Annotated in this window: 24 protein-coding genes and 1 riboswitch; of the genes, 9 read left to right on the top strand and 15 right to left on the bottom strand. The window is 64.6% G+C overall.

Translation table 11 applies throughout. From position 1 onward, the window contains the following. The first annotated feature begins 198 nt into the window (after window positions 1-198). The 5 genes from CCS01_RS01650 (at window position 199) to CCS01_RS32490 (ending at window position 5,876) form a co-directional block, all read left to right on the top strand. Entirely contained in the window at window positions 199-639 is a 441-nt protein-coding gene (locus CCS01_RS01650) for a hypothetical protein (RefSeq protein WP_104517089.1), read from the top strand. 133 nt (window positions 640-772) lie between these two features. Further along, window positions 773-1,579 (top strand): Stf0 family sulfotransferase, encoded by an 807-nt coding sequence (locus tag CCS01_RS01645; RefSeq protein WP_104517088.1) that lies wholly within the window; start codon window positions 773-775, stop codon window positions 1,577-1,579. 199 nt (window positions 1,580-1,778) lie between these two features. Continuing rightward, window positions 1,779-2,876 carry a glycosyltransferase family 61 protein gene (locus CCS01_RS01640; RefSeq protein WP_146101530.1) on the top strand — a complete coding sequence of 366 codons (1,098 nt, stop codon included), beginning with the start codon at window positions 1,779-1,781 and terminating at the stop codon, window positions 2,874-2,876. Between the two features lie 155 nt (window positions 2,877-3,031). Further along, window positions 3,032-4,579, top strand: coding sequence for a DUF4422 domain-containing protein (locus tag CCS01_RS01635; protein ID WP_104517086.1), 1,548 nt, complete (start codon window positions 3,032-3,034; stop codon window positions 4,577-4,579). Between the two features lie 118 nt (window positions 4,580-4,697). Next, window positions 4,698-5,876 carry a hypothetical protein gene (locus tag CCS01_RS32490; RefSeq protein WP_146101529.1) on the top strand — a complete coding sequence of 393 codons (1,179 nt, stop codon included), beginning with the start codon at window positions 4,698-4,700 and terminating at the stop codon, window positions 5,874-5,876. Between the two features lie 427 nt (window positions 5,877-6,303). On the opposite strand, the gene CCS01_RS01630 is transcribed toward CCS01_RS32490, so the two are convergent. The 8 genes from CCS01_RS01630 to CCS01_RS01595 form a co-directional block, all read right to left on the bottom strand. Next, complete coding sequence (locus CCS01_RS01630) at window positions 6,304-7,233, bottom strand: 3-hydroxybutyryl-CoA dehydrogenase (protein ID WP_239991968.1); 930 nt, start codon at window positions 7,231-7,233, stop codon at window positions 6,304-6,306. Further along, on the bottom strand, window positions 7,234-8,169 hold the full coding sequence (locus CCS01_RS01625; RefSeq protein WP_104517085.1) for an electron transfer flavoprotein subunit alpha/FixB family protein: 936 nt from the start codon (window positions 8,167-8,169) through the stop codon (window positions 7,234-7,236). It abuts the gene before it with no gap. A gap of 2 nt (window positions 8,170-8,171) precedes the next feature. Beyond that, window positions 8,172-8,921 (bottom strand): electron transfer flavoprotein subunit beta/FixA family protein, encoded by a 750-nt coding sequence (locus tag CCS01_RS01620; protein WP_104517084.1) that lies wholly within the window; start codon window positions 8,919-8,921, stop codon window positions 8,172-8,174. A gap of 156 nt (window positions 8,922-9,077) precedes the next feature. Further along, window positions 9,078-9,269, bottom strand: coding sequence for a twin transmembrane helix small protein (locus CCS01_RS01615; protein WP_104517083.1), 192 nt, complete (start codon window positions 9,267-9,269; stop codon window positions 9,078-9,080). Window positions 9,270-9,892: 623 nt separating this feature from the next. Beyond that, window positions 9,893-12,754, bottom strand: coding sequence for an aminomethyl-transferring glycine dehydrogenase (gcvP, locus tag CCS01_RS01610; protein WP_104517082.1), 2,862 nt, complete (start codon window positions 12,752-12,754; stop codon window positions 9,893-9,895). A 2-nt stretch (window positions 12,755-12,756) separates the two neighbouring features. Then, window positions 12,757-13,143, bottom strand: coding sequence for a glycine cleavage system protein GcvH (gene gcvH, locus CCS01_RS01605; RefSeq protein WP_104517081.1), 387 nt, complete (start codon window positions 13,141-13,143; stop codon window positions 12,757-12,759). 16 nt (window positions 13,144-13,159) lie between these two features. Beyond that, a complete protein-coding gene (gene gcvT / locus CCS01_RS01600; protein ID WP_239991967.1) occupies window positions 13,160-14,323 on the bottom strand; it encodes a glycine cleavage system aminomethyltransferase GcvT in 1,164 nt (387 codons plus the stop codon). A gap of 150 nt (window positions 14,324-14,473) precedes the next feature. Next, window positions 14,474-14,571, bottom strand: a riboswitch (glycine riboswitch). 134 nt (window positions 14,572-14,705) lie between these two features. After that, window positions 14,706-14,987, bottom strand: coding sequence for a hypothetical protein (locus tag CCS01_RS01595; RefSeq protein WP_104517079.1), 282 nt, complete (start codon window positions 14,985-14,987; stop codon window positions 14,706-14,708). Window positions 14,988-15,491: 504 nt separating this feature from the next. Between CCS01_RS01595 and CCS01_RS01590 the strand changes: the two genes are divergently transcribed. After that, window positions 15,492-16,340, top strand: a complete 849-nt coding sequence (locus CCS01_RS01590) for a helix-turn-helix domain-containing protein (protein ID WP_104517078.1) — start codon at window positions 15,492-15,494, stop codon at window positions 16,338-16,340. A 619-nt stretch (window positions 16,341-16,959) separates the two neighbouring features. Here CCS01_RS01590 and CCS01_RS01585 read toward each other — a convergent pair. The 3 genes from CCS01_RS01585 to CCS01_RS01575 form a co-directional block, all read right to left on the bottom strand. After that, the gene (locus CCS01_RS01585) at window positions 16,960-17,670 is read right to left on the bottom strand and encodes a biotin--[acetyl-CoA-carboxylase] ligase (protein WP_104517077.1); all 711 of its coding nucleotides are present in this window, start codon (window positions 17,668-17,670) and stop codon (window positions 16,960-16,962) included. Window positions 17,671-17,731: 61 nt separating this feature from the next. After that, entirely contained in the window at window positions 17,732-18,292 is a 561-nt protein-coding gene (locus CCS01_RS01580; RefSeq protein WP_104517076.1) for an HNH endonuclease, read from the bottom strand. Between the two features lie 157 nt (window positions 18,293-18,449). Continuing rightward, window positions 18,450-19,097 (bottom strand): alpha/beta hydrolase, encoded by a 648-nt coding sequence (locus CCS01_RS01575; RefSeq protein WP_104517075.1) that lies wholly within the window; start codon window positions 19,095-19,097, stop codon window positions 18,450-18,452. 45 nt (window positions 19,098-19,142) lie between these two features. On the opposite strand from CCS01_RS01575, the gene gluQRS reads away from it, so the two are divergent. Then, window positions 19,143-19,979, top strand: coding sequence for a tRNA glutamyl-Q(34) synthetase GluQRS (gluQRS, locus tag CCS01_RS01570; protein WP_104517091.1), 837 nt, complete (start codon window positions 19,143-19,145; stop codon window positions 19,977-19,979). A gap of 38 nt (window positions 19,980-20,017) precedes the next feature. Here gluQRS and CCS01_RS01565 read toward each other — a convergent pair whose 3' ends face one another. Beyond that, the gene (locus CCS01_RS01565) at window positions 20,018-20,215 is read right to left on the bottom strand and encodes a hypothetical protein (RefSeq protein ID WP_104517074.1); all 198 of its coding nucleotides are present in this window, start codon (window positions 20,213-20,215) and stop codon (window positions 20,018-20,020) included. Between the two features lie 124 nt (window positions 20,216-20,339). Between CCS01_RS01565 and hemW the strand changes: the two genes are divergently transcribed. Together hemW and CCS01_RS01555 are read left to right on the top strand one after the other, a co-directional pair. Next, window positions 20,340-21,503 carry a radical SAM family heme chaperone HemW gene (gene hemW, locus CCS01_RS01560; RefSeq protein WP_104517073.1) on the top strand — a complete coding sequence of 388 codons (1,164 nt, stop codon included), beginning with the start codon at window positions 20,340-20,342 and terminating at the stop codon, window positions 21,501-21,503. Window positions 21,504-21,849: 346 nt separating this feature from the next. After that, complete coding sequence (locus CCS01_RS01555; protein WP_104517090.1) at window positions 21,850-22,842, top strand: SDR family oxidoreductase; 993 nt, start codon at window positions 21,850-21,852, stop codon at window positions 22,840-22,842. Window positions 22,843-22,914: 72 nt separating this feature from the next. On the opposite strand, the gene CCS01_RS01550 is transcribed toward CCS01_RS01555, so the two are convergent. The 3 genes from CCS01_RS01550 to CCS01_RS01540 form a co-directional block, all read right to left on the bottom strand. After that, window positions 22,915-23,763: a hypothetical protein gene (locus tag CCS01_RS01550; RefSeq protein WP_146101528.1), complete on the bottom strand. Its 849-nt coding sequence runs from the start codon at window positions 23,761-23,763 to the stop codon at window positions 22,915-22,917. A 122-nt stretch (window positions 23,764-23,885) separates the two neighbouring features. After that, the gene (gene tcmP, locus CCS01_RS01545; RefSeq protein WP_104517071.1) at window positions 23,886-24,797 is read right to left on the bottom strand and encodes a three-Cys-motif partner protein TcmP; all 912 of its coding nucleotides are present in this window, start codon (window positions 24,795-24,797) and stop codon (window positions 23,886-23,888) included. A gap of 18 nt (window positions 24,798-24,815) precedes the next feature. Then, window positions 24,816-25,075, bottom strand: a 260-nt coding sequence (locus tag CCS01_RS01540) for a transposase (RefSeq protein WP_146101527.1), incomplete at its 5' end; no start/stop codon positions are given.

Here is a 25,075-nt window from a genome sequence, read left to right as displayed (position 1 = left end):
GCGTGGTGTGGCAGCCGGAGCGGGCGGGAAGGATTTTTGCTCCACCGGATTGACTTGGGGGGCTGGAACGTTGCTTATACAGAATACCGGGCGATGGTCCGATCAGCCAGCGATTCCTGTGGCTGGGTGGTTGGGGTCGGACGTGAGCAAGGTGGGAAATTGACGAATGACTGATGTCGTCGTCGCCTCGCGGAGAGAATGATGTTTGTGCCGCCTTATAGTCTGATCAAGCAACACATTAAGACGGTGGACGACAATGCCGATGGCAGCGAGCAGCTGTGTGTTCCGCGCCATCTGTTCGAGTTCCTCCTGCGTTGCCTGTTGGAGACGGCTGACTTCGACGAAGACCAGTATCAGCGATGCAATCCGGATGTGGCGGAGGCGGTGCAGCACCGGACGTTTGCCAGCGGGCGGGACCATTTTATCCAGATTGGATATTTTGAGGATCGCACCGGCGGGATTCCCGTGAATGAGCGCTGGTACCTGGCACGGAACCCGGATGTCGCTGCCGCTAAGCAGGAGAAATCCATTGAGTCGGGCGAGGCGCAATACCGCTTGGCGGGTGCGAGTGAATGGCGCGAACCTAACCCGGAAGCGACTCCATATGTTCGTGCGTGGAAGGACGCGTTACTGCGATGAAGAAGTCCAGGGTCGACATGTCCATACGCATTGCTCCAATAGCGTTACGGTGTCGCTAGTTTCCGGGGGCGCTTGGTACCGGATGTATAATTCGCCTAAGGTACGATCGGCCTATTAAGAAGGTATTCAGCCTATGCGGCAAGTAGGATTCGCGGACTATGTTCGAGATCTAGCCATCGACCCTAGGATATCCGAGCAGATAATTGCCACCTGTGCTCCAGCCGACCGCTGTGCCGTCGTCATCTTTACGCCCCGTTCGGGTAGTTCCTGGCTTACTAAGATAGTCGCTGCCACCAATAAGCTTGGGTTTCTTGAAGAGTACATCAATCCAGACTTTGTGCGCGAGGTTGCGCTGCGGATGCACGCCACACAACAAGCAGTCCTGCTGGCAATGCTGAAACGGCAAGCAAGAACGGACAATGGCGTATTCACCATGGAAGCCCGGGCAGTTGATATCGAAATCTTCGGCGAAGACGAGTTTTTCGATGCGCTTGGTGGGAATATAGTAACGTTCATGCTTTGGCGCGACAACATCGTCGCGCAGGGTATTTCACTCTATCGAGCCGTAACCACGGGCTATTACCATTCGACAGATGCCGCAGCTCGCCCGCCCGACTATGACGCAGACAAAATTGCCGAGTGGATGCAACATATTGTCCAGACCGAGAACGAGAATTTATCACTAATCGAACGCCGTAACCTACATCCCCGTTTCTTGCGTTACGAGGATATCGTGCGCGACTGCCGCACGACGCTTGCTATATTTGCCGATGCCCTGCGGGTTGTATTAGTGGAAGGAGATTTTGATGCCAATCGCACGGGCGAACTACAGAAAGTCGGTGACGAATGGAATCGAGATGCAGAGCAGCGCTTTCGCAAGGAACGACGCGACTTTTTCTGGGACCTCGAGGCGCAGCGTCGAATCCGTCGCGGGCCGTAGGCAGCGGGTGCTGTCGCAGAAACAACAACTTATCTGGAAAACGTTTCGTACGCAGGACACCTAGGCAAGACATGCATGTCCCTTATAGTGTGGGCGCCCTATCGCATCACATGCGGCCAGCTCAATTCTGCTCCAGGGGATTGACGTGCCGGGTTCAATAACTACAACCTCTGTCCGTGATTTGCTTTCAGGAGCCGACGTGGCAAGTGATGTCCTCCGGGCGGATGTTGTCGCACCAAAAGGCTACTATACACGCCGTCCTGCGCGGATAGTGGGAATTGAACATATCGTGCAGGGTCGCGAGGCCTTCATGCAGCAGATGCAGGCGACGACTAATCACTACGACGAAATTTTGCGTTTAGTACTAAATGACGCAATCGTGGCCGGGCAAGGGAGCGTGGTTTCCGCAAGTGGGAAGCTACTGAGAGAGAGCGCGGTTGAATTCCTAAACCACGGTCGTACTCCGGATCAATTTCAGACCGCTGGTGATGGGCAATTCACACTAAGCACAGCACCGGAGCAACATATCTCCACCCCCAGCTTGCTCGTCAAACGCCCGTGGTGGCGCAATTACGGACACTGGCTGGTTGATGGCGCAGCGTTGCTGGCGACACTCTCGGCAATAACTTTACCCACCGACTGGCAGGTTGTTGTGGGCCTGCAAGAAAATCCAGCAATGCGTAAGGTCGTCCGAGATACCGTTGCTTTGCTAGCTCCGAACGTGCCAATCGTTGAGCAGCCCGACAATGCCGTCTGGACCTTCTCATTGCTTCACTATGTAACCCCAGTTCACGTTCCGCCGCTATTCAAGCTTCCTCTTGCCCGGAACAACCTACGAGCTTTGCTAATACGCCAGTTTCATCCCGCACACGCACCGCGACGTATCTATGTAGCACGCTCTGCGCCAATCGGCCGACGAATTGTCAACGAGTCCGATCTGATTGAGATCTGCCGGCGGAGAGGCTTTGAAGTTGTATTTCCCGAGAAACTAACCGTTTGTGAACAAGCTAGCTTGTTTAGGAATAGTGAGATTGTGGTAGGGGTTAAGGGTGCCGCTCTCACTAACACGATCTTTTCTCCTAATTCGCTGGGGATGATCGTGTTATCGCCGGGCACATTTACCGATCCATTTTTTTGGGATCTTGCCGGCCAAGCGAATATTGACTACACGGAGATATTCGGTCAAGTTACGATGGAGTCCACCCGCCCCTCCGAGCAGAATTTTTGGATTGACCCTCAAATTTTTAGCACCGAAATGGATGCGCTCGTTGAACGCCTGCCGCTAGTAACAATGTGAAGCAGCGAGCGGGCTGGAGAATTATGTATGTAATCCAAATCGCGGGTGCGTTGGCCTTTTCGGCTTGCCACCCTCTGTCCGAGGGGTCGTGGACATGACCCTTTGCCACTACGCTTTGTGTCTGACTTCACAGTAACTCTCGCTGGCCAGGAACCATGGAACGGATCAATAAACTGGTTATCGACTCGACCGCAGCTCTGAGCGACCTGTGTGAATTCGCAACCGAGTTCCCAACCGATAAATCGCCGTACCACTTTAGCGCAGCAAACAACCATCGGCACGCTTATACTGCAGTATACGACTTCTTATTCGCACAGCGGCGCTTCGAACCGCTCATCGTTGGCGAAATCGGAATACTCGACAACAACTCCATGAACGCTTGGCGCGCGTATTTTCCAAATGCAAGGCTGTTTGGGTTTGAATTTAGTCCTGATCGCATTGACAGCGCCAAACGGCAGAGATTACCGGCGGCCCAATATGCGCAAATCGACGTTAGTAGCCGCGAATCCATTTTTGATGCGCTTAATGCAGCATCTGTGACATTCGACGTCTTGATCGACGATTCGACGCACTTGTTCGATCATCAGATCAATGTTGTTGGCGTCGGGCTTAATTTCCTTCGGCCCGGAGGGGTTCTAGTTGTCGAAGATGTCTTCCGTAATTGGGACGAATCTCGATACAGGGATGCACTGAGACCGTACTATCAGTACTTTTCTTCCGGTTATTTGGTGGAGACGAACCATGATTACGCAAGCAGCGAAGGGAACATGGAGCCGTACTACAACAACGATAAGCTACTCGTTTTATTTCGAAATACGTCGGCAGTAAGGCGCGAGCATCCATCACGCGATCTCAACAGGACGCTTCTTTCTCGCGCACTAACAGAAGGTAAAATAGAGGTCACCGAGCTTGCGGCGCCGCTTGTCGTATCACCTCCTTGCCGTTACGAGGACGGGGTCGCGGGTGCGCGCGGCTACGTCGTGACGCATCTTAATTGCAAGCCGATAGAGCGACCGGAATTCACTACAGTGTACTGTGGAAGCGCAGCGGCTGGACGGCCTACAGGCGCCATCTCAGATATTCTCAGAGACGGGACACGGCTAATCAACCGGCGATGGTCCGAGTTGTCTGCCATGTACCGAATCTGGCAAGATGGCCCTCGATCAGACGTCGTGGGATTCAATCATTACAGACGCTATCTTTCGTTCAGCTTAGATCATGATGAGCCTATGGTCACCATAGCCAGGGATGATATCCGAGTAGTCGAGAACGCTTGTTACGATTCAGAAGTCATCTCGAGGGTGGGCCAAAACTACTGCATCGTTGCCAAACCTCAGCGCCTAGGGGGCCGCGTCCCGGATACATATGCTTCCTGGCACATTGGTTCGGACTATGAGCTGATGAGGCGGTTGGCGGTTGAACGTTACCCGCACCTTGCCGCGGAGTTCGACCAGCAGCTTGTGCGTGACGACATGTACGCTTGCAATCTGTTCTTTCTATGCTGGGCGGACTTCGACGACCTCTGCAAAGTTTGGTTTTCTGTGCTTGGCGACTTCTGCTCGGAAGTCAAATGGCCGCGGGGCGATCTTTATCAGAATAGAGACGTTGCGTTTCTGTCAGAGGGGCTTTTCGACGTGTGGGTACGGACAAAGCAGAAGGCCGGGCTTGAACTTGATGAGCGAACTACAATATTGATTCAGTGACCTGTGTTACTCGATAGATAGGAGTGATTCGGTCGCGTTTCCAAGGCCGGTGGTACGCGGGACATGGGTGCTGAGACTGAGCCGGCAACGCAGATAAACCTGAAGGAGACCAGGGGTCTTGGATAAACAGCCTTTAATTGCGGCGACGTCGCTGAGTACAGCTGTTCCGGACAACGATCGTGATTTAGTTCTTCATTTCGAGAGCCTTGGTGACAACTGCGAATTTGGACTTGTTCAGCGATACGCTGGAGCCGAGCCACTCGGTTTATTCAGGTTTAACTTCGTAACGGCATCTTCACTCATAGCGGGACTCCAGAAGCGTTTTTCTGATTTGGCGCTGCCGGGCCAAGTTCAGGTTGCCTGGGCCAATGAGTGGATAGTCGAAGAGCAGACCTATGGCTTTCGATACCATACGTTCGGTGGCGACCCATCCGCAGACGCTGGGCAGGTCACCGAAAAGCAGAGGAGATGGCTTCGATATATGGCGGAGAAGTTCATTGAACGGTTGGAGCTCAACGACCGTATTTTCGTCCGTAAAGGCGAAACATCGGCCGGTGAAGCTGATATCAGGGCGTTGCATTCGGCTCTGAGGCAACATGGCGACGTTACACTTCTCTGGGTGTGCCAAGCCGACAAGGAACATGCCACGGGGACTGTGGAGTGGCTTGACACGGGGCTGATGCGCGGTTGGCTAGGCCAGTTCGCGCCATATGACCGTGCAATCGACGTTGATCTAGTGGGCTGGCTACGACTCTGCCGGAAAGCGTGGGCTTTGCGCTATTTGGGCGATGCGGGTGCCTATCCTTGGTCCTGCGGAGTAGCCGAAGGCGCGCTCAATTTCGGCGGTTGGAGCGGCTCGCGCATCGCGGTTTCAGAGCTTTCCTGGGAGGTTCCGCCACGGTCAGTCGGCCAACATGTAATGCGGCACCAGTTGGTTAGCGATAATTCTGACTGGCGGGGAATGTTCGGCTGCTTGGTCAGATCGGCTCTGAGAAGTGATAGTTTGTATGTTGCGTCCGCCTACGTTTGGTTACCGCAAAACTTTTCTGGCGACAGTGTTGGCATTCTTCTTCACGGCAGACCATCATTGTACGGCCGCGGTGCGGACGTTCGTTTGCGTGCGGGATGGCAACGTATCTGGGTTAGCGCCCATCTGGCTGCGAGCGAGCCTGTCGCGTTTCCGAACCTGGTGCTCCGCGGGCCTGCCGGCACAACAATCTTTTCTACCGAGTGGCAATTGGAAACCGGCGCGGTCCCGAGCGATGCCCCCGAAGAGTCAAGAGCGAATGTCGTTTAGCCGACGTGGCTGGTAGTTTGGCAACAAAATCTGGAGCTGGAAGTGCCGTTCGATAGTTGAAGGGGAAAGCCGTGCGACCGGCCATCACCGTCACCACCAATAGCCGCGTATTCTTACTCATTGCGCAGTAAGTAGCTAGACAACCGGTAGCATCTCAGAGTGTTGATCCCAGCCGTGTATTTCGGCGGACGTGTCGCTTTAACAGGCTGCGGAAAATGCCTGAAACGAATGCGGCCAACGCAATTTCCAGACTCTGGGGCCGCCTGATGGGCAATTATGTTGCTTCATCGCATATCTTTGTGGATGGATATTATCAACCATCCCCTTTTTCCGCAGCCTGTTAAATATCGGATTCTCCGCAATGCCCTATCCCGCCGGTCAGCGCAACCCGCCGACCGGCGCCAATAGGCCCAACGACCCAACCCCCCTACCGCGTCGGCCGCGGCGGCGTCTGCGTATAATCGTAGAACCCCCGCCCGGTCTTCCGCCCGTACCACCCCGCCTCGACATACTTCACCAGCAGCGGGCACGGCCGGTACTTGCTGTCCGCCAGTCCCTCATACAGCACGTGCATGATCGACAGGCAGGTATCCAGCCCGATGAAATCCGCCAGTTCCAGCGGCCCCATCGGATGGTTCGCCCCCAGCTTCATCGCGTCGTCGATGGCCGAGACCGAGCCCACGCCCTCATACAGCGCGAACACCGCCTCGTTGATCATCGGCACCAGGATGCGGTTGACGATGAACGCCGGGAAGTCCTCGGCCACCGCGCTGACCTTGCCCAGCCGGTGTGCCAGCGCCTTCACCGCCTGGAATGTCGGCTCGTCCGTCGCGATGCCGCGGATGATCTCCACCAGCTTCATCACCGGCACCGGGTTCATGAAGTGCATGCCGATGAACTTCTCCGGCCGATCGGTCGTCGCCCCCAGCCGGGTGATGGAGATCGAGGAGGTGTTGGAAGCCAGCATCGCCGACGGCTTCAGGTGCGGCACCAGTTCCTTGAAGATGGCCCGCTTCACGTCCTCGTTCTCGGTCGCCGCCTCGATCACCAGGTCGGCGTCGGACAGGGCGGTGAGGTCGGTGGCGGTGCTGACCCGCGCCAGCGCCTCGTCCCGCTGGTCCGCGGTGATCAGCGTGCGGCTGACCTGGCGGTCCATGTTGCGGCCCATGGTCGCCAGCGCCCGGGTCAGCGCCTCGGGCTTCACGTCCACCATGATGACGGGCAAGCCCGCCAGGGCGCAGACATGGGCGATGCCGTTGCCCATCTGGCCCGCGCCGATGATGCCGATGGACCGGATGTCCGGCGGCTCGGTTACCATGGCCGCGATACCGGCGGCAGGCTTGACGTCGATGTTCATTCAGGAGCGCTCCAGTTCCGCTGCCAACTCCGGCAGGGCGTTAAACAGATCAGCCACCAGGCCGTAATCGGCGACCTGGAAAATGGGCGCTTCCTCATCCTTGTTGATCGCCACGATCACCTTGCTGTCCTTCATGCCGGCCAGGTGCTGGATGGCACCCGAGATCCCGACAGCGACGTACAGATCAGGGGCGACGATTTTGCCGGTTTGTCCGACCTGGTATTCATTCGGCACAAAGCCCGCATCCACCGCGGCGCGCGAGGCCCCGACGGCGGCCCCAAGCTTATCAGCAATCGGATCGATAAGCTTGAAATTTTCGCCATTTTGCATGCCGCGGCCGCCCGAAATGACCACCCGGGCCGCGGTCAGCTCCGGCCGCTCGCTCTTGGACAGCTCGGCCGAGACGAATTTCGACAGTCCCGGCATCTCACCCACCGAGGCCTGTTCGATCGGCGCGCTGCCGCCTTCGGCCGCCACCGGGTCGAAGCTGGCGGCGCGCACGGTGATCACCTTCTTCGCGTCGGACGACTTCACCGTGGCCATGCCGTTGCCGGCATAGATCGGGCGGACGAACGTGTCCGCGTCGACCACCGCGGCGATGTCGCTGATCGGCTGCACGTCCAGCAGCGCCGCGACGCGCGGCAGCACGTTCTTGCCGATGGCGGTGGTGGCCGCCAAAATGTGCGAATAGGCCGGCGCCATCGCCACCAGCAGCGCCGCCGTCGGCTCGGCCAGCAGGTGATCCAGCGCCGGATTGTCGGCGACCAGCACCTTGGCCACGCCCGGCAGCTTCGCCGCCTTCTCCGCCGCCGCGCCGACATTGGCGCCGGCGACCAGTGCGTGCACCTCGCCCAGGGCCTGGGCAGCCGCAACGGCGCTGCGCGACGGCTGCTTGATGCCCGAATCGTCGAATTCCAGCAGGACCAGGCTCGTCATCGTCAGATCACCTTCGCTTCTGTGCGCAGCTTGCTCACCAGTTCGGCCACCGAGCCGACCTTCTGCCCGGCCTTGCGCTTCGGCGGCTCCGTCACCTTCAGCACGGTCAGCCGTGGCGCGGGATCCACGCCCAGGTCCGCCGGCTTCATGGTGGCGATCGGCTTCTTGCGCGCCTTCATGATGTTGGGCAGCGAGGCATAGCGCGGCTCGTTCAACCGCAGGTCGGTGGTGATCACGGCCGGCAGCGTCAGCGACACGGTTTCCAGCCCGCCGTCCACTTCGCGGGTGACGGTGACCGACTCGCCCTCGACCGCGACCTTGCTGGCGAAGGTGCCCTGCGACCAGCCCAGCAGCGCCGCCAGCATCTGGCCGGTGGCGCTCATGTCGTCGTCGATCGCCTGCTTGCCCAGGATGATGATCTGCGGCTTCTCCTGGTCGGCGATCGCCTTCAGCAGCTTGGCCACCGCCAGAGGTTGCAGGTCGGTATCGGTTTCCACCAGGATGCCGCGATCGGCGCCCATGGCCAGCGCGGTGCGGATGGTCTCGGCGCATTGCGCCACGCCCATCGAGACGGCGACGATCTCGGTCGCGACGCCTTTTTCCTTCAGGCGCACGGCTTCCTCGACGGCGATCTCGTCGAACGGGTTCATCGACATCTTCACGCCGGCGGTCTCGATGCCCGAGCCGTCCGTCTTGACGCGGACCTTCACGTTGTAATCGACCACCCGCTTCACGGGGACTAATATCTTCATGGGAGACCCTGGGTTCCTTGGGACGTTGTGGACACAGGCCTTAACGGCCGGGACCCGCCGCCGTGCCGGGCCATGCCAGTTCGCACCTGCGAGAGGGGTCACGGACCATATTGGGCGCTCTGACCCCTGTCAAACCGCCCTGGCTCCGGAATGCGGTCAGGAGCGCAGCAGACTCATCATGATCATCAGCAGGATCAGCGCGCCGGCCTGCAGGACAATGCGCCAGCGCATCAGCTTGTTCGACCGCCGCGGGTCGTGTTGCCCCGCCATGCCGATCACGCCGGCGAGCAGCACGCCCAGGGTTGCCAACAGCAGGATGCCGACCAGGATCGTGAGGAAGGTGTGCATGGGGGTAGAATAGCGCGTGCGGGCGGTTTGGCGAGGGGCCTGTCCTGGAAGGCGGCAGCGCAGGGTCGTCGGCTTATAGTCGCCCCATCGTCGTCGCCTTATCGTCATGGCCGGGCGTGTCCCCATGCGTATCAGGATAAGCGGCGTGGCGGAGCAAGGGCTTCTCCCTCACCGTCATGGCCGGGCGTGTCCCGGCCACCCGCGCTTCGACGGCGGGGGGTGGATGGCCGGGACACGCCCTACGGGATGCACACATCTCGGAAACGGTCCGCCGCGGCGTTTCCCTTTCGTCATGGCCCGGCTTGTCCGGGCCACCTATTCCAGCACTTGTGCCGCGACAGGTGGCCCGGACAAGCCGGGCCATGACGATGGTGGAACGCTCTCGGCGCCCAGGCAAGCACTTGATTTTACGGTCATTTCCGACTCGTTTCCAGGATGTGTGCATTGCGTAGGGCGTGTCCCGGCCATCCGCGCTTCGACGGTTGGGGGTAGATGGCCGGGACACGCCCGGCCATGACGATGGGGCAACGGCCACTCGGCCGCCTGTCGCTCGGCCGCCTGTCGCTCGGCCGCCTGTCACTTCACCGCCTGTCACTCGGCCGCCTGTCGCTCCGCCCGCCCCCTCACGCCGCCGCCTGCGCGTACGCCTCCAACGGTGCGCACGTGCACACCAGGTTCCGGTCGCCGTACACGTTGTCCACCCGCTTCACCGGCGGCCAGTATTTCGCCGCCGCCACCCACGGCAGCGGAAACGCCGCCTGCGTGCGGGAGTAGGCGTGTGTCCAGACATCCGCCATGACTTCCTGTGCCGTATGCGGCGCATGCTTCAGCGGATTGTCCGCCCGGTCCAGCCGGCCGGCGGCGATCGCCGCGATTTCCCCGCGGATCGCGATCATCGCATCGCAGAACCGGTCCAGTTCCGCCTTCGATTCGCTTTCCGTCGGCTCGATCATCAGCGTTCCCGGCACCGGCCACGACATCGTCGGCGCGTGGTAGCCGAAATCCTGCAAGCGCTTGGCGATGTCCTCGACCTGTACCCCAGCCTCGGCGGCGAAGCCCCGGCAGTCGATGATGCACTCGTGCGCCACCATCCCGCCCGGCCCGGCGTAGAGGACCGGATACGCCTCCCGCAACCGTTGCGCGACATAGTTCGCCGACAGGATCGCCGCCTCGGTCGCCTGTTTCAGCCCGCCCGGTCCCATCATGCGGATATACGCATACGGAATCGGCAGGATCAGCGCGCTGCCGAACGGCGCCGCCGCGACCGGGCCGATCCCGGTTTCCGGCCCGGCGTCCGGGCGCAGCGGATGGTTCGGCAGGAACCGCGCCAGATGCGGCGCCACGCCGATGGGGCCAACCCCCGGGCCGCCGCCGCCATGCGGGATGCAGAACGTCTTGTGCAGGTTCAGATGGCAGACATCCGCGCCAATCGACGCCGGCGAGGTCAACCCCACCTGCGCGTTCATGTTGGCGCCGTCCATGTAAACCTGCCCGCCATACTCGTGCACCACGGCGCAGATATCCCGGATCGCTCCCTCGAACACCCCGTGCGTCGAGGGATACGTCACCATCAGCGCCGCCAGCCGCTCGGCATGTTTCTCCGCCTTGGCGCGGAGATCGGCCAGGTCGACATTGCCGTCACGGTCGCAGCCGACGACCACCACCTTCAACCCCGCCATCGCCGCGCTGGCCGGGTTCGTGCCGTGCGCCGAGGACGGGATCAGGCAGACATCGCGATGCGCCTCGCCGCGCGATTCGTGCCAGGCGCGGATCACCAGCAGCCCGGCATACTCGCCCTGCGACCCGGCATTCGGCTGCAGCGACACCGCGGCGAAGCCGGTCGCCACGCACAGCCACGACTCCAGCCGGCGGATCAGCGCCAGGAAGCCCTCGGTCTGCTCCGCCGGCGCGAACGGGTGGACGTCGGCAAAGCCCGGCAGGGTGATCGCCAGCATCTCGGCCGTGGCGTTCAGCTTCATCGTGCACGACCCCAGCGGGATCATGCTGCGGTTCAGCGCGATGTCCTTGTCTTCCAGCCGCTTCAGGTAGCGCAGCATCTCGTGCTCGGCGTGGTGCCGGTTGAACACCGCCTGCTGCAGGAACGCCGTCCCCCGCAGCAGGTCCGCCGGGATCGAGGCCACGGCGCCATGCAAATCCGCCCCCAGCAGGCCGGCGATCACCACCATGTCGCCGCGCGAGACGGTCTCATCCAGCGCAATGCCGACGCCTGTCGCATCGACGCGGCGGAAATTGTAGCCGGCCGCGACGCCGCGCGCGACCAGGTCGTCCGCGCCCTCGACCACAATGGTGTCGAAGAACGAGTCGTGCCGCACCCGCAGCCCGGCGCGCCGGGCACAATCGGCCAGCATCCGCGCCTGCAAGGACACGCGGCGGGCGATCCGGTGCAATCCCTCCGGCCCGTGCCACACGGCATAGAACCCGGCCAGCACCGCCAGCAGCACCTGCGCGGTGCAGATGTTGGAGGTCGCCTTCTCCCGCCGGATGTGCTGTTCACGCGTCTGCAGCGCCAGCCGCATCGCCGGCTGCCCGGCGGCGTCGACCGACACGCCGACGAGCCGCCCCGGCATGGCGCGCTTGAACGCCTCACGGGTGGCGAAGAACCCGGCATGCGGCCCGCCGAATCCCATCGGCACGCCGAAGCGCTGCGCCGAGCCGACGACGATGTCGGCGCCCATCTCCCCCGGCGGCGTCAGCAGCGCCAGCGCCAGCGGGTCGGTCGCGATGATCGCCAGCGCGCCGGCGTCATGCGCCGCGGTGATCTCCTCGGACAGTTCGCGGATCGCCCCGGTGGTGCCGGGGTATTGCAGCAGCAGCGCGAACGGATTGGCGGCGCCGATGGCCGTCAGGTCGCCGGGCGCGACCGGCACCAAACGGATTCCCAGCGGCTTCGCCCGCGTCGCGAGCACCGCCAGAGTCTGCGGATGCACGTCGGTCGCCACGGCGATCGTCTGCGACTTCGTCTTGCTCAACGCATGCGCCATGGCCATCGCCTCGGCCGCCGCCGTCGCCTCGTCCAGCAGCGAGGCGTTGCCGATTGGCATGGCCGTCAGCTCGCAGACCATGGTCTGGAAGTTCAGCAGCGCTTCCAGCCGTCCCTGGGCGATTTCCGCCTGGTACGGGGTATAGGCGGTGTACCAGCCCGGATTCTCCAGCACGTTGCGCAAGATCACCGGCGGCGTCACGGTGCCGTGATAGCCCATGCCGATCAGCGACTTCTTGGCTGCGTTCCGCGCCGCCAGGGCGCGCAGCTCGGCGATCGCCGCCGCCTCGTCCACCGGCGGCGGCAGGTCCAGCGCGGCGTTCGATCGGATCGCGGCGGGCACCGTCCGCGCCGCCACGTCCTCCAGCGTCACCGCGCCGATGGCGTGCAGCATCGCGGCCCGTTCGCTCTCCGACGGGCCAATGTGGCGGCGCACGAAGCTGGCGTTGTCCTCGAGCTCGGCCAGCTCGGCCAGGACGTCCATGCCTACAGCGTCTCCAGGTACTCGTCGTAGGCGTCCTGGTCGAGTAGCGCCTCGAACGCCTCCGGATCGTCCAGTTCGATGCGGAAGAACCAGCCCTCGCCCTCGGCGTCGCTGTTCACGATCGACGGGTCCTCGACGATGGTCTCGTTGATCTCGACCACCTTGCCGGCGAGCGGCGAATACACGTCGGACGCCGCCTTGACGCTCTCGACGACGGCGCAGGCCTCGCCCTCGGCGACGCTGCGCTCCAGCGCCGGCAGCTCGACATGTACCAGGTCGCCAAGCTGTTCCTGCGCGTGGTCGGTGATGCCGACGGTGGCGATGTCGCCATCCAGCACCACCCATTCGTGGTCCTTGGTGAAGCGTTTGTCGGCGCTCTTGCTGGCCATGGGCCGGTTCCTTCTCTCAGCGTACGTAGCGGTGGGGTACGAAAGGCAGCGGCACGACGGTCGCGGGGATCGTCTTGCCGCGCACGATCAAGCTCAGTTTCGTGCCATCGGCGGCGAGGTCCCGGCGGACATAGCCCATGGCAATCGGTGCGTTCAACGACGGTCCGAAGCCGCCGGAGGTGACGGTCCCGGCCTCGGTGCCGTCCGCGGCGACGATGGTGGTCTGGGCGCGCGCCGGGGCGCGGCCGTCCGGGCGGATGCCGACGCGAATCCGCGTGGCGCCGTGGTCCAACTGGTCGCGCATCAGCGAGCCGCCGGGGAAATCCCAGCTGAGTTTGCGGCGCTTGCCGATGGTCCAGGTCAGGCCGGCCTCGATCGGGCTCGTCAACTCATCGAGATCATTGCCGTACAGGCAAAGCCCCGCCTCCAGCCGCAGCGAATCGCGGGCGCCGAGGCCGATGGGCACGACCTCCGGGTGGGCGACCAGCGTGTCCGCCAATTCCTCGACGTCGCCGACGGGCACGGAAATTTCGAATCCGTCCTCGCCGGTGTAGCCCAAGCGGGAGACGTGGCACAGGATGTCGAAGATCCGCACCGTGGTGAAGCCCAGGAACGGCAGCATCGCCGCCTCGGGCGACAGGCGGCCGACCACGGCGGCGGCGGCGGGGCCTTGCAGCGCCAGCAGCGCGCGGTCCTCCTGCGGCTCGACCTGGATGTCCTCTGGCAGGTTCGCCGCCAGGTGGCGGAAATCGACCTCCTTGCGGCTGGCGTTGACCACCAGGAACAGGCGGTTGTCGGCCAGTTTCGTCACCAGCAGGTCGTCGATGATGCCGCCGGCCTCGTTGGTCAGCATGGTGTAGCGCTGGCGCCCGGGCTTCAGGCCGGCGATGTCGGCCGGCACCAGGCGTTCCAGCGCGTCGGCCACGCCGGTGCCGGTCAGGAAGGCCTGGCCCATGTGCGAGACGTCGAACAGCCCGGCGGCCCGCCGGGTATGGAGATGCTCGGCCATCACCCCGCCGCGGCAGCGATCGGCCAGGTCGCCGCTCAGGTCGTACTGCACCGGCATGGAATAGCCGGCGAAGGGCACCATGCGGGCGCCGTGCCGGCGATGCCAGTCGTCCAGGGGCAGTGTGTTCAGAGGCACGGGCGTCGGATCGTCTGGCAGTGCGTTCTGCGCCACGAAGGTCTCCACGTTCTGGGCCCACGCCGCCAGCGGGATGCTGGCGGGCCGGCCCCCCTCTGTCATGGAACCTGAGAGAGTCGGGGCCAGCGCCCCTTACCCCGTCGGTGCGGGAAGCGCCATCGCGCCGCCCGGCTTTCCAGAGGCCCCTACCCCGCCACGGTCCCTGGTGCCTGAGCGTTTCCGGGGGCCGGTTGCGCCTTCGGCGGCGGGTTGTGTTGCAGCCCGCACTCTCCCGCGGCGGGTGCCCGGGACGGCGCCACCTTGCCCTGGACAGGGGGTCGATGCCAAGCGGTTTGATACGGGGTGGGGTTGGTTCCGCTACGGCGGGAGGTGAAGGCCGGCGCCCGGCCGGCCTTCCCTGCTGTCCCCGTCTCCGGCGTCAGCCGCCGCGCCGCTGCGACGACGGATACGGCGTGCCGTGCGGTGCCGCCGCGGCGTCCGCCCGCCTGGCCTTGGGCCGCGCCGACGCCATGAACGGCATATCCTGCATGCGGGACAGCGTGCGGGCGGTGGCCCAGGCGGTCCCGTACATCGGCGCTGTCGTGCCGGCGCCCAGGCCCTGTCCGAAGGCCGTGCCCATGCAGTGCAGGCTCAGGGCGGCGAAGGCGACACGGACCAGGGTCCGTGTCGAGAATAGTGTGCGGAAAAGTGCGTGTCCCATGGCACGATGCTTTCCTTGAAAACCATGAAATCCCTGTGGCCTGGCCTGGCGAGGTTCGATCGGCACCCGGCTCCGTTTCGCCTCCGCCGGTGTCCGTGGCGGCCCGTCCGCGGCGGTGGTGGGGTCCGCGTCCGGGCAGTCGCCCGAACCTTGCCGCTGGCCGGAGCATGGCCCTGCGGCAGGCCAGGGATCGCTGAAACATTTCACAGCGTGTCCGCCGCCCGCCATCCGTTGCGTGCGCCGGCTCCGGGCGGCGGCATTCGGGTGGCCGCCGCCGGGCATGCGGCGGATAGCCGGGACAATGAGGTCCACGTGGATGGTGCCGTGTCCCCGGGCGGCGGCCGGTGCCCACCGGCGGTTCGCGACCGGGACGGAGGCGGCGAATGCGATCGACATGCGGTTGCTCCCTTGCCTGCTGGGACCGCATGTTCCGCGATGCCGGGGCGCCCGGTCGATTACGTGCGAGGTCATCGCGGGCGGCGGCATGCGGGCTATAGTGGGCGCATGGCCCAGATCGTTCCCCTCGTCCCGTCCGCGTCCTCTCGCCCCATCGGCGCGCACCTGCGTTCGTGGCGGCAGCGGCGGCACCGCAGCCAGCTCGACCTCGCGCTGGACGCGGAAATCTCGCAGCGGCACCTGAGCTTCATCGAAAGCGGCCGGGCGATGCCGAGCCGCGACATGGTGCTGCGGCTGGCCGAGACGCTGGAGGTGCCGTTACGGGAGAGGAACGCGCTGCTGCTGGCGGCGGGGTTCGCGCCGTTCTACGCCGAGCGGCCGCTGGACGATCCCGCACTGGCCGCGGCGCGCGGCGTGGTGGAGGCAATTCTGCGCGCCCACGTCCCCAACCCCGCGCTGGCCGTCGACCGCCATTGGACGCTGGTTTCGGCGAACGAGTCGGTGGCGCCGCTGCTGGCGGGGGTGACGGACCCGGCGCTGCTGCAGCCGCCGGTGAACGTGCTGCGCCTGGGGCTGCATCCGAACGGACTCGCGCCGCGGATCGCCAACCTGCCGCAATGGCGCGCGCATATCCTCGATCGCCTGCGGCGTCAGGCCGAGATCAGCGGCGATGCGGTGCTGGTTGAGATGGCGAAGGATCTGGCGGCGCTGGGCGGGCCAATCTGGGGGGTGCCGGCGCATGGCGAGCACGACATCGCGGTGCCACTGGAACTGGACACGCCGCAGGGGCGGCTGTCGCTGCTGTCCACCACCACGGTGTTCGGAACGCCGACGGAAGTGACGCTGGCGGAACTGTCGATCGAGGCGTTCTACCCCGCGGACCCGGCGACAGCGGACCGGCTGCGGCGCCTGCAGGAGGGGGCGGCGCCGGCCGGAAGGCGAGCCGTGCCGGAATAAAGTGTTCGTTTCGGTGTTGGAGGTCCCTGTGCCGGACGGGGCCGGCATTCGAACGGCCTGGCTGCGATGAGCGAGGCCGATGCGGCTGCCTGAATCCTTGCGCAGCGCCTGCTGCCGTCAGAGACAGCCCGGTATTCGAGCGTCACCGGCATGGACAGGCTGTGCCTGCGGTTCGAGCGGGCGTGCGCCATCGGCGGCGGGCGTGCGTGCCGATCGTCCAAATATGTAACCACAGAGGAAAAGCCGAGGGCGATTGAGGGCCACAGAGCTGGCCAACCGGCAGCGCCGGCGCCGCGATGACGGAACGATGGACCTGCCTGTTACAGCAGACCGCAGGTCGGTTGGGACACGACTTCAGGTGGGGCGCTCTGCCCCGATCGTCATGGCGGCCGAAGGGCCGCCATGACGATGATGGAACGCCGTCGCCCTGTCTCAACCGACCTGTGGTCTGCTCTAGCATGACCACGCCCGCACCGGTCCGCGCAATGTCGCCCTGACCTCCGCGGCCCTCCACATCCCTCAGTCCATCTCTGTGCGAACAAAAATACCCCATCAACCAGGCTGTCCCCGCCAGAGACGCACCCCTCGGACCACGCCTCGCCACAAATTCTCACCGGCCTCACACTACCGAAACCTCCCCCGCCACGATGCGCCGCCGTTCGCCGCCGGTGTCCAGCAGCAGCGCGCCATCGCTGTCGAGCCCGGCGAACGCGCCCTTGAACGCCTGCCCGCCCGCGTTCGCCCGGATCGCCGCGCCGATGGGATAGGTCCGCGCCAGCCACTGCTCGCGTATCGGCGGGAACCCCTGCTCCATCCAGAGATCCACGTGCCGCGCCAGGCGGTCCAGCAGGATGTCCCGCGCGCTGTCCACCGAGGCGATGCCGCCATGCGCAACCAGCGTCGTCGCTGTGTAGGCAAGGTTCGCCGGCGCGTGCAGCACGTTCAGGCCGATGCCGATGATGGTGGCGTCCTCCACCTGCTCCAGCAGGATGCCGGCAATCTTGCCGCCGTTCACCAGCACGTCGTTGGGCCATTTCAGCATCGCGTGGATGCGCTTCGGCAGCAGCGCCTCCACCGTGTCCGCCACCGCCAGCGCGGTGACGAAGCTGAGCTCGGCGCAACGCGACGCCGGCAGTCCGGTGCGCAGCAGCACCGTCAGGTACAGGTTGCCGGGCGGGCTGTACCAGGTATGCGTCAGCCGCCCACGCCCGGCGGTCTGCTCGTCGGCGTGGATCACCGTGCCATGCGGCGCCCCCTCGGCCGCGAGGCGGCGCGCCTCGTCGTTGGTGGAGCCGATGCTGGCGTGGTGCGTGACGCGGAAGCGGTGCATGCAGGATATCCCGTGGCAGACCGCATGCTATCACGCCGCACCGGACCGTCACAGGTAGGGGTCAGCTCTCCAGTTCGCTGTCCCAGTACAGGTAGTCGCGCCAGCTCTGGTGCAGGTAGTTGGGCGGGAACGCCCTTCCGTTGTCCTGCAGCTCCCACGTCGTCGGCTGCCGCGGCACCGAGCGGGGGAACATGCGGATCTCCCGCGGCAGATGCGAGCCCTTGCGCAGGTTGCAGGCGCCGCAGGCGGTCACCACGTTCTCCCACGTCGTGCGGCCGCCGCGGCAGCGCGGGATCACGTGGTCGAACGTCAGGTCCGGGGCCGGGTAGCGGTCGCCGCAGTACTGGCAGTGGAAGGCGTCGCGCAGGAACACGTTGAACCGGGTGAATGCCGGGCGCCGCGCCGAGGGGATGTAGTCCTTCAGCGCGATCACGCTGGGCAGGCGCATCGTCATGCTGGGGGAATGCACCTCGGTCTCGTACTCGGACAGTACCGAGACGCGGTCCATGAACACCGCCTTGACCGCGTCCTGCCATGACCACAGCGACAGCGGAAAGTACGACAGCGGACGAAAGTCCGCGTTCAGCACAAGTGCGGGAAAATGCTGTCCGCCGTCAGGCAAGCGCTGCTCCCTTTCACTCGGAGCGCAACACCTGGGCGTTTAGCCGTCGTCGAGTCGCCAGATATTGTGCGCCGCCGAAAACCTGGGCGATTTATGACAGAGCGGCACCGGCGCCGCAACCCGCATGATCACCCGGCTTGCGGAGTTCATCGTTCCGTCATGCAAACCCTCGCTGCAACGCCAGCGCTCCGAACGACAGGCCGCAGTCGTCGATGCCGTGCCCGAGCCGCGGGATGTAATGCGCATCCACCGGCACGCCGGCGGCCTGCAGCGCCGCCTCGGCCTCACGCGAACGCTCCACCGGCACGACATCGTCGGCCTCGCCGTGCACGAGCAGTACACGGGTTTGATTTTTCATCTCCGCCGCCAGCGTCTCCGGGGCGAGCAGCGCGCCGGAGAACGCCAGGATGACGCGCGGCGGCGTCGGCCGGCGCAGGCCGGTGAACAGCGCGGCCATGGCGCCCTGGCTGAAGCCCATGATGGCGTAGGCGTCGCACGGCAGGTCCTGCCGCGCCAGCTCGGCGTCGAGGAAGTTGTTCAGGAACGGCACCGCCCGGCGCGCCCCGGCTTCCATCACCGCGGGCCTGCGATCGGCCACGCTCCACCACTGCCGGCCGGACCCGGAATCGTGCGGATAGGGCGCGTGCACCGAGGCGAACACCGCGTCCGGGCAGGCGTTCGCCCATGTCGGCGCAAGGTCGATCAGGTCGTAGCCATCGGCGCCCAGGCCATGGCACAGCACCACGAGCTGCTTCGCCTTGCCCTTGGAGGCCGGTCCCCAGCGGAGGGCATCAAGAGTCAACATGGCGATCTCTCCCCTTCATTCGCCTGGAAGTATTATATGGTGGTGATGCCTGTGACCACGCGCTTTGCACCCAGCCCGACCGGATATCTGCATCTGGGCCACGCTTTCTCCGCCTGCGACGCCTGGACGCGCGCCCGCGGCGCCGGCGGGCGGTTCCTGCTGCGGCTGGAGGACATCGATCCGGCCCGCTGCCGTCCGGAATTCGCCGCGGCCATCCAGGACGACCTGGCCTGGCTCGGGCTGCACTGGGATGGCGCTGTGCGGGTGCAGTCAGAGCACCTGGCGGACTACCACGCGGTGCTGGACGCGCTGGCGGCGCGCGGGCTGGTCTATCCCTGCTTCTGCACAAGGGCGGAGGTGCTGCGGGAGGTCTCGGCGTCCGCCGGCGCCCCGCATGCGCCGGACGGCTCACCGCTGTATCCCGGCACCTGCCGCCGCCTGTCCGCCGCCGAACGCGCGGGGCGCATCGCGGCGGGCGAGCGGTTCGCGCTGCGCCTGGACATGCAGGCGGCGCTGATCCCGGGGCTGTGGTACGAGGAAGAAGGCGAAGGCCAGGTGCCCTGCCATCCCGAGGCGTTCGGCGACGTCGTTCTGGCCCGCAAGGACGCGCCGGCGAGCTATCACCTGTGCGTGACCCACGATGACATGCTGCAAGGCGTCACCCTGGTGATCCGCGGCGAGGACCTGCGCCCCGCCACCCACCTGCACCGCCTGCTGCAGGCGTTGATGGGCTGGCCGGCGCCGCGCTATGCGCATCACCCGCTGCTGCTGGACGCCACAGGCAGGCGGTTGGCGAAACGGGACAAAGCAATGACGCTGCGCGACATGCGGGCGCGTGGATTGTCAGCCGAGGCCGTGATCGGCCTGATCCGGGCGGGTTGACCGGCCCCGCGCGCCGGGCGCGGAGCCGGGCCGGTTACTTACCAGTAACGCCAGTGGTCATGGTGCCATTGGCGGTGGTGATAGTGGTGATGGTGGTAATAGTAGTCCACCTGCGTCGCCCGGGCATGCTCCGGCGCCGCATGCGGGCCGCTAACGGCGGGGGCGGCGGACGCGCCGGTGGCCGCCAGGCCCAGCAGTCCAACCGCGGCGGCTGCGCTCAAAAGCAGTTTACGCATGGCAAATGTCCTCCTTTGCAGACGGGTGCACTATCATCCCCGACTTCGCCGGAACGGCGACCATATGAAGGCAATCCCGCGGCCTTTGATTGCGCAACGTGACGGATATAACTGACGTGAAATCATGGTGATATCGCCGGCTCCGGACCTCGCGCTGTACGTGCACTGGCCGTTCTGCCTGTCGAAATGCCCCTACTGCGACTTCAACTCGCACGTGCGGGCGCGGATCGACCAGGACCGCTTCGGCCGCGCGCTGCGGCGCGAACTGGCATACGAGGCGGCGCGGCTCGGGCGGCGCCGGCTGACCTCGGTGTTCTTCGGCGGCGGCACCCCCAGCCTGATGGCCCCCGCCACCGTCGCCGCCATCCTGGACGACGCGGCCCGGCATTTCGACCCGGCTCCCGGCGTGGAAATCACCCTGGAAGCCAACCCCACCAGCATCGAGGCCGGGCGGCTGGCCGATTTCCGCGCCGCCGGCGTCAACCGCGTCTCCATCGGCATCCAGAGCCTGGATGACGCCGCCCTGGCCACGCTCGGCCGGCGGCACTCGGCGCGGGAGGCGGTGGCGGCGCTGGCCCTGGCGCGGCGCCTGTTCCCGCGCGTGTCGTTCGACCTGATCTACGCCCGCCCCGGCCAGGACCTGCCATCCTGGCGGGCGGAACTGCGCGCCGCTCTGGCCATCGCGGACGATCACCTGTCGCTGTACCAACTGACGATCGAGGCCGCCACGCCGTTCGAGGCGCTGCACCGCCAGGGCCGCCTGATCCTGCCGGACGAGGACACCGCCGCCGCCCTGTATGACGCCACCGGCGAGGAATGCGCCCGCGCCGGCCTGCTGGCCTACGAAATCTCCAACTACGCCCGGCCCGGCGAGGAAAGCCGCCACAACCTGGCGTACTGGCGCTACCAGGACTACGCCGGCATCGGCCCCGGCGCGCACGGCCGCGTCACGGTGGACGGCACGCTGCGCGCCACCCGCCGCCACCGCGCGCCGGAGCCCTGGGCCGAGCGGGTCGAACAATCCGGCCACGGCACGACCGACGATGCGCCGATCGCTGCGGAAGAACGGGCGCGCGAGGCGCTGCTGATGGGCCTGCGGCTGGCCGAGGGAATCGACCTGCGCCGGTTCGAAGCCCGCACCGGCCGCACCCTGGCGCAGTCCGTCGACGCCGCCGTCCTGGCGCAATGCCTGGAGGAAGGCTACCTGGTTTTAACCTCCGACCGGTTGCAGGCGACCCCGGAGGGCCGCATCCGCCTGGACACGCTTCTGGGCTGCCTGGTGGCGTGATCCCAACGGCCGTTCCCCCTCGTCGTGGCGGGCGCAGGCGCATGCGTATCAGGACAGAGGGACGGGTGGAGAAGGATTTGGCGCCTGGCCATGACGGTGAGGGAGAAGCCCTTCCTCCGCCAGTCCGCTTATCCTGACACGCATGCGGCGCAGGCCCGTCATTCACGCCTTGTCTGTCTCAGCACCGCAGGCGGTGTGTAGCGGCGCGCAGCCTCGTGCCCGGACTCGTCCCAGGCAGACGCCATGCCACCGGGCAAGCCCCTGCCCCAACGACCACGCGCAAGGGCAGCCGGCATGAAACGCCACGCCCTCCCGCGCGTTGGATCAACGGATCCAGGAGCAGGACATGGCGACAATCGTAGTGATCACCGGCGCGGGCGCCGGCGTCGGCCGGGCCACGGCAACCGAATTCGCGCGGCACGGCTGCGACCTCGCGCTGCTGTCGCGCGACCGTGACCGGCTGGAGACCGCCGCCACCGAGTTGCGCCGGTTCGGCGTCCGGGTGCTGCCGATCCCCACGGACGTGGCGGATGCGAAGGCGGTGGAGGCGGCGGCGGACCAGGTCGAGCGGGAACTCGGGCCGATGGATGTCTGGGTGAACGTGGCGATGGCGACGGTGTTCGCGCCGGTGAGCCAGTTGGCCGCCGAGGAAATCGAGCGCGGCACGAGGGTGACCTATCTCGGCCAGGTGCACGGCATCATGGCGGCGCTGAAATACATGCGCCCCCGCAATCACGGGTCGATCGTCTGTGTCGGGTCCGCGCTGGGGTACCGCTCGGTGCCGCTGCAATCGGTGTATTGCGGCGCCAAGTTCGCGATCCGCGGCTTCGTGAATTCGTTGCGGTCAGAGTTGTACCACGACAAGGTGGCGGTGACGCTGACCGAGGTGGACCTGCCGGCGGTAAACACGCCGCAGTTCGACTGGGCGCGCAACAAGATGGGCCACAAGGCGCAGCCGGTGCCGCCGATATTCCAGCCGGAAGTGGCCGCCCGCGCCATCCATTTCGGCGCCTTCAACCCCCGCCGGCAGATCTGGGTCGGCTTTCCGACGGTGAAGGCGATCCTGGCGAACCGGATCGCGCCCGGGCTGATCGACCGCTATCTGGCGAAAGCGGGCTACACCGGGCAGCTGACCGACGAGCCGAACGACCCCGCCGCGCCCGGCAACCTGTTCGAGCCGGTTCCGGGGCCGTACGGCGCGCACGGCCGGTTCGATCGGCAGGCGCGGTCGGAGAGCATGGAGATGTTCACCAGCCGCCACCGGGACGCGTTCTGGGCAGCGGTTGGTATTGGCGTGCTGCTGGGGGTTCATCGGCTGGCGAAGCGGCTGGGGGTTTGAGGTGGGCGGCCGGCGGGGGACGCGAATGGGCGAGTGTACCAACAATGCAGTTCGGCTTATCTCGCTCCCCGCTCAGGCCGTCTGGAGCAAAGATCCCGACTTGATCAGATCGGGCACGGTGAACCATCGAGGGATGGTAGCCCGCCACTTTTGAGAACCTGGAACACTGTCGATCAAGCACACAAAGCGCTCAAGGGATCCGCCGGAAGCCAAAGCCCACGGTATTATTTGGCGTGTTTTCCAGCTTACGCCGGAAGGCAGCTTCTGGAGAAGCGGCGATAGAGGTCCGGCTCCCTTGAGCGCCAAAGCCGCAACAAACTCGGCAACTGCTCCGGCTGTCAGATCCGGTAGCGCCGCGAGATCTTCAAGCGCAAGGCTGCCATCGTCCGACTTGGTCGTGCCGCAGCGAAGATGGCCCCTCATCGGCCCCTGTTGATTGCTCACAGCTCGGGCAAATAGATCGGTCAGCTTCGTCAGCTGCGGCACGTTAGCTGCGATCTCGTCCTCATTGATTATGAACATAACATCCTGTCCAACTGGCGAGAACCCGCTGACGAGGAAGGCACCCAAGTAAATCACCCACATTAATCGATTGATTACCGCCGGCTTCCATAAGGGAGCCAACTCCTCATGCGTGGCACCGCCGTCGCCCATGATTGGTCGGTCGACTTTATGGACAGCGAAGGTGACCAGCACACCGTTCAGCACCTCAGCAAGCGTTAGGAAGGGCACGAGCGAGCGCCGACGGAGGCCGTCGTTCAGGGCCTTGAAGGCCATACGACGTCTTTGAATGAGCGCGTTGCGCCGAAAAGCCGCCTGCCCATTCAGCCAGTGAGGATTGCAATCAAGATCGAAAATGAGGAACCCGAAGGTCTCGAACGGCTGCTCCTTCTGGCTGCCACCTATATCGCAGACCATCAAGAGCTGGCGACCCCGAGGAGCCGTGGTCAGCAGGCAAGGTGTCCGCTCTAATCTCCCCTCGAAAACGCTTCCCAGCACAACTCCTAGCCCGTTGCGGGTGAACCGAGGCGCGACACCGAGCATCACCAGCCGAGCCGACTGAACAGTGACCGCTCGCGCGGCAGGACAAGGCGGTCACCCCAACCAATTGTCTTCGCCCGAGGTTTCAGTGACCCGTCCTCGCCTTTGATGAGGATCTCGCCCTCGTCACGCAGTAGCACGAGTTGGCGGCAGAGAATATCCGAGGTGACGGGCGTCTCGTTGCAGTTGCCGGCGAAGAGCGTCTCGACCGCAAGATCCTCACCATTCCGGTTGGCAGCATGGATCATGGGCGGCAACTGCTCGAGAACCACCGCCTCCGACCGCCTTAAGGCATCATCGTCGAACATGAAGGTGAGTAGCCGTTGGCGCAGGTCGCATGACGGATCGAAGCCGAGGGCGTGGAACCCCGCGCCGCCGTGGTGCCGGAACCGGTTATTGAGGCGCCAATGCAGCTTGCCCATCTCGTCCCGAGCCTGACGATGGTTCGAGAGATGCAGCAGCCAATAGGAACGATGCGCCTCGACTGAGTGGATGAAAAAGGGGGTGTAAAAGCGCGATCCTGTGCGCGCCTGGACATGACGGTAGAGTCCGTTCTGAATAAGATAACGCCAGCCCTCACCGTTCTTCAGGCTCATCAGCTCACGAACGTCCTCGCGGGCGAGCTCGACGTTTAGGAGCGCCTGCGCCTCTCCGGTCTTTTCTGACAGGAAGTCGATGAGCGCATCCACGGCGAAAGTCAGCAGGATCTCCGGGTTCCTGAGTGTGCCGAGGATGGTGCGGATCGTGCTCAGCCTGACGTCGCTCCAACCGTATTGGTCGAGAAAGAACAGCGACCGGTGCGCAGTCCCTTTCTTCTGAACATGTACAAGGATGTCGGGGCACGCCTCCTCGAACAGCGCGCATCGGACGAAGATGTCCTGGCCCAGCCGCAGACCGTACCCACGCTTCACCAGAAGGTCTTTTAACCCGAACTATGGATAAGCCTCGAGCTTTTTGCCTTTGCGCAAGATCGACGGCTTGCCGGGTCTGTAGGCGTAGGCGACGAGACAGGACAGGATATGGACCATGGCATTCATGGGCGATCTGTGACGTGAGTGCTCAAGCCCCATCTGGCATTTGAGGATGTCGAACACGGTCTCGATGACGAAGCGCCCTCGCAGCATACGCTTGTCGACCAGCGGCATCAGCTGGTTGCGCATATTGCGCCGGATGCCGGTGATCAGGTGCAGGC

Origin of the sequence: Rhodopila globiformis (assembly GCF_002937115.1) — a bacterium.
Lineage (GTDB): Bacteria > Pseudomonadota > Alphaproteobacteria > Acetobacterales > Acetobacteraceae > Rhodopila > Rhodopila globiformis.
The sequence above is the reverse complement of the archived record's forward strand: the minus strand, read 5'-3'. Positions and strand labels throughout refer to the sequence as shown.

Bases quoted from the DNA above. Each gene is read 5' to 3' on its own strand.
- CCS01_RS01650 (WP_104517089.1), top strand. From the start codon at position 199: ATGATGTTTGTGCCGCCTTATAGTCTGATCAAGCAACACATTAAGACG.
- CCS01_RS01645 (WP_104517088.1), top strand. From the start codon at position 773: ATGCGGCAAGTAGGATTCGCGGACTATGTTCGAGATCTAGCCATCGAC.
- CCS01_RS01635 (WP_104517086.1), top strand. From the start codon at position 3,032: ATGGAACGGATCAATAAACTGGTTATCGACTCGACCGCAGCTCTGAGC.
- CCS01_RS01630 (WP_239991968.1), bottom strand. From the start codon at position 7,233: ATGAACATCGACGTCAAGCCTGCCGCCGGTATCGCGGCCATGGTAACC.
- CCS01_RS01625 (WP_104517085.1), bottom strand. From the start codon at position 8,169: ATGACGAGCCTGGTCCTGCTGGAATTCGACGATTCGGGCATCAAGCAG.
- CCS01_RS01620 (WP_104517084.1), bottom strand. From the start codon at position 8,921: ATGAAGATATTAGTCCCCGTGAAGCGGGTGGTCGATTACAACGTGAAG.
- CCS01_RS01615 (WP_104517083.1), bottom strand. From the start codon at position 9,269: ATGCACACCTTCCTCACGATCCTGGTCGGCATCCTGCTGTTGGCAACC.
- gcvP (WP_104517082.1), bottom strand. From the start codon at position 12,754: ATGGACGTCCTGGCCGAGCTGGCCGAGCTCGAGGACAACGCCAGCTTC.
- gcvH (WP_104517081.1), bottom strand. From the start codon at position 13,143: ATGGCCAGCAAGAGCGCCGACAAACGCTTCACCAAGGACCACGAATGG.
- CCS01_RS01595 (WP_104517079.1), bottom strand. From the start codon at position 14,987: ATGGGACACGCACTTTTCCGCACACTATTCTCGACACGGACCCTGGTC.
- CCS01_RS01590 (WP_104517078.1), top strand. From the start codon at position 15,492: ATGGCCCAGATCGTTCCCCTCGTCCCGTCCGCGTCCTCTCGCCCCATC.
- CCS01_RS01585 (WP_104517077.1), bottom strand. From the start codon at position 17,670: ATGCACCGCTTCCGCGTCACGCACCACGCCAGCATCGGCTCCACCAAC.
- CCS01_RS01575 (WP_104517075.1), bottom strand. From the start codon at position 19,097: ATGTTGACTCTTGATGCCCTCCGCTGGGGACCGGCCTCCAAGGGCAAG.
- gluQRS (WP_104517091.1), top strand. From the start codon at position 19,143: ATGCCTGTGACCACGCGCTTTGCACCCAGCCCGACCGGATATCTGCAT.
- CCS01_RS01565 (WP_104517074.1), bottom strand. From the start codon at position 20,215: ATGCGTAAACTGCTTTTGAGCGCAGCCGCCGCGGTTGGACTGCTGGGC.
- hemW (WP_104517073.1), top strand. From the start codon at position 20,340: ATGGTGATATCGCCGGCTCCGGACCTCGCGCTGTACGTGCACTGGCCG.
- CCS01_RS01555 (WP_104517090.1), top strand. From the start codon at position 21,850: ATGGCGACAATCGTAGTGATCACCGGCGCGGGCGCCGGCGTCGGCCGG.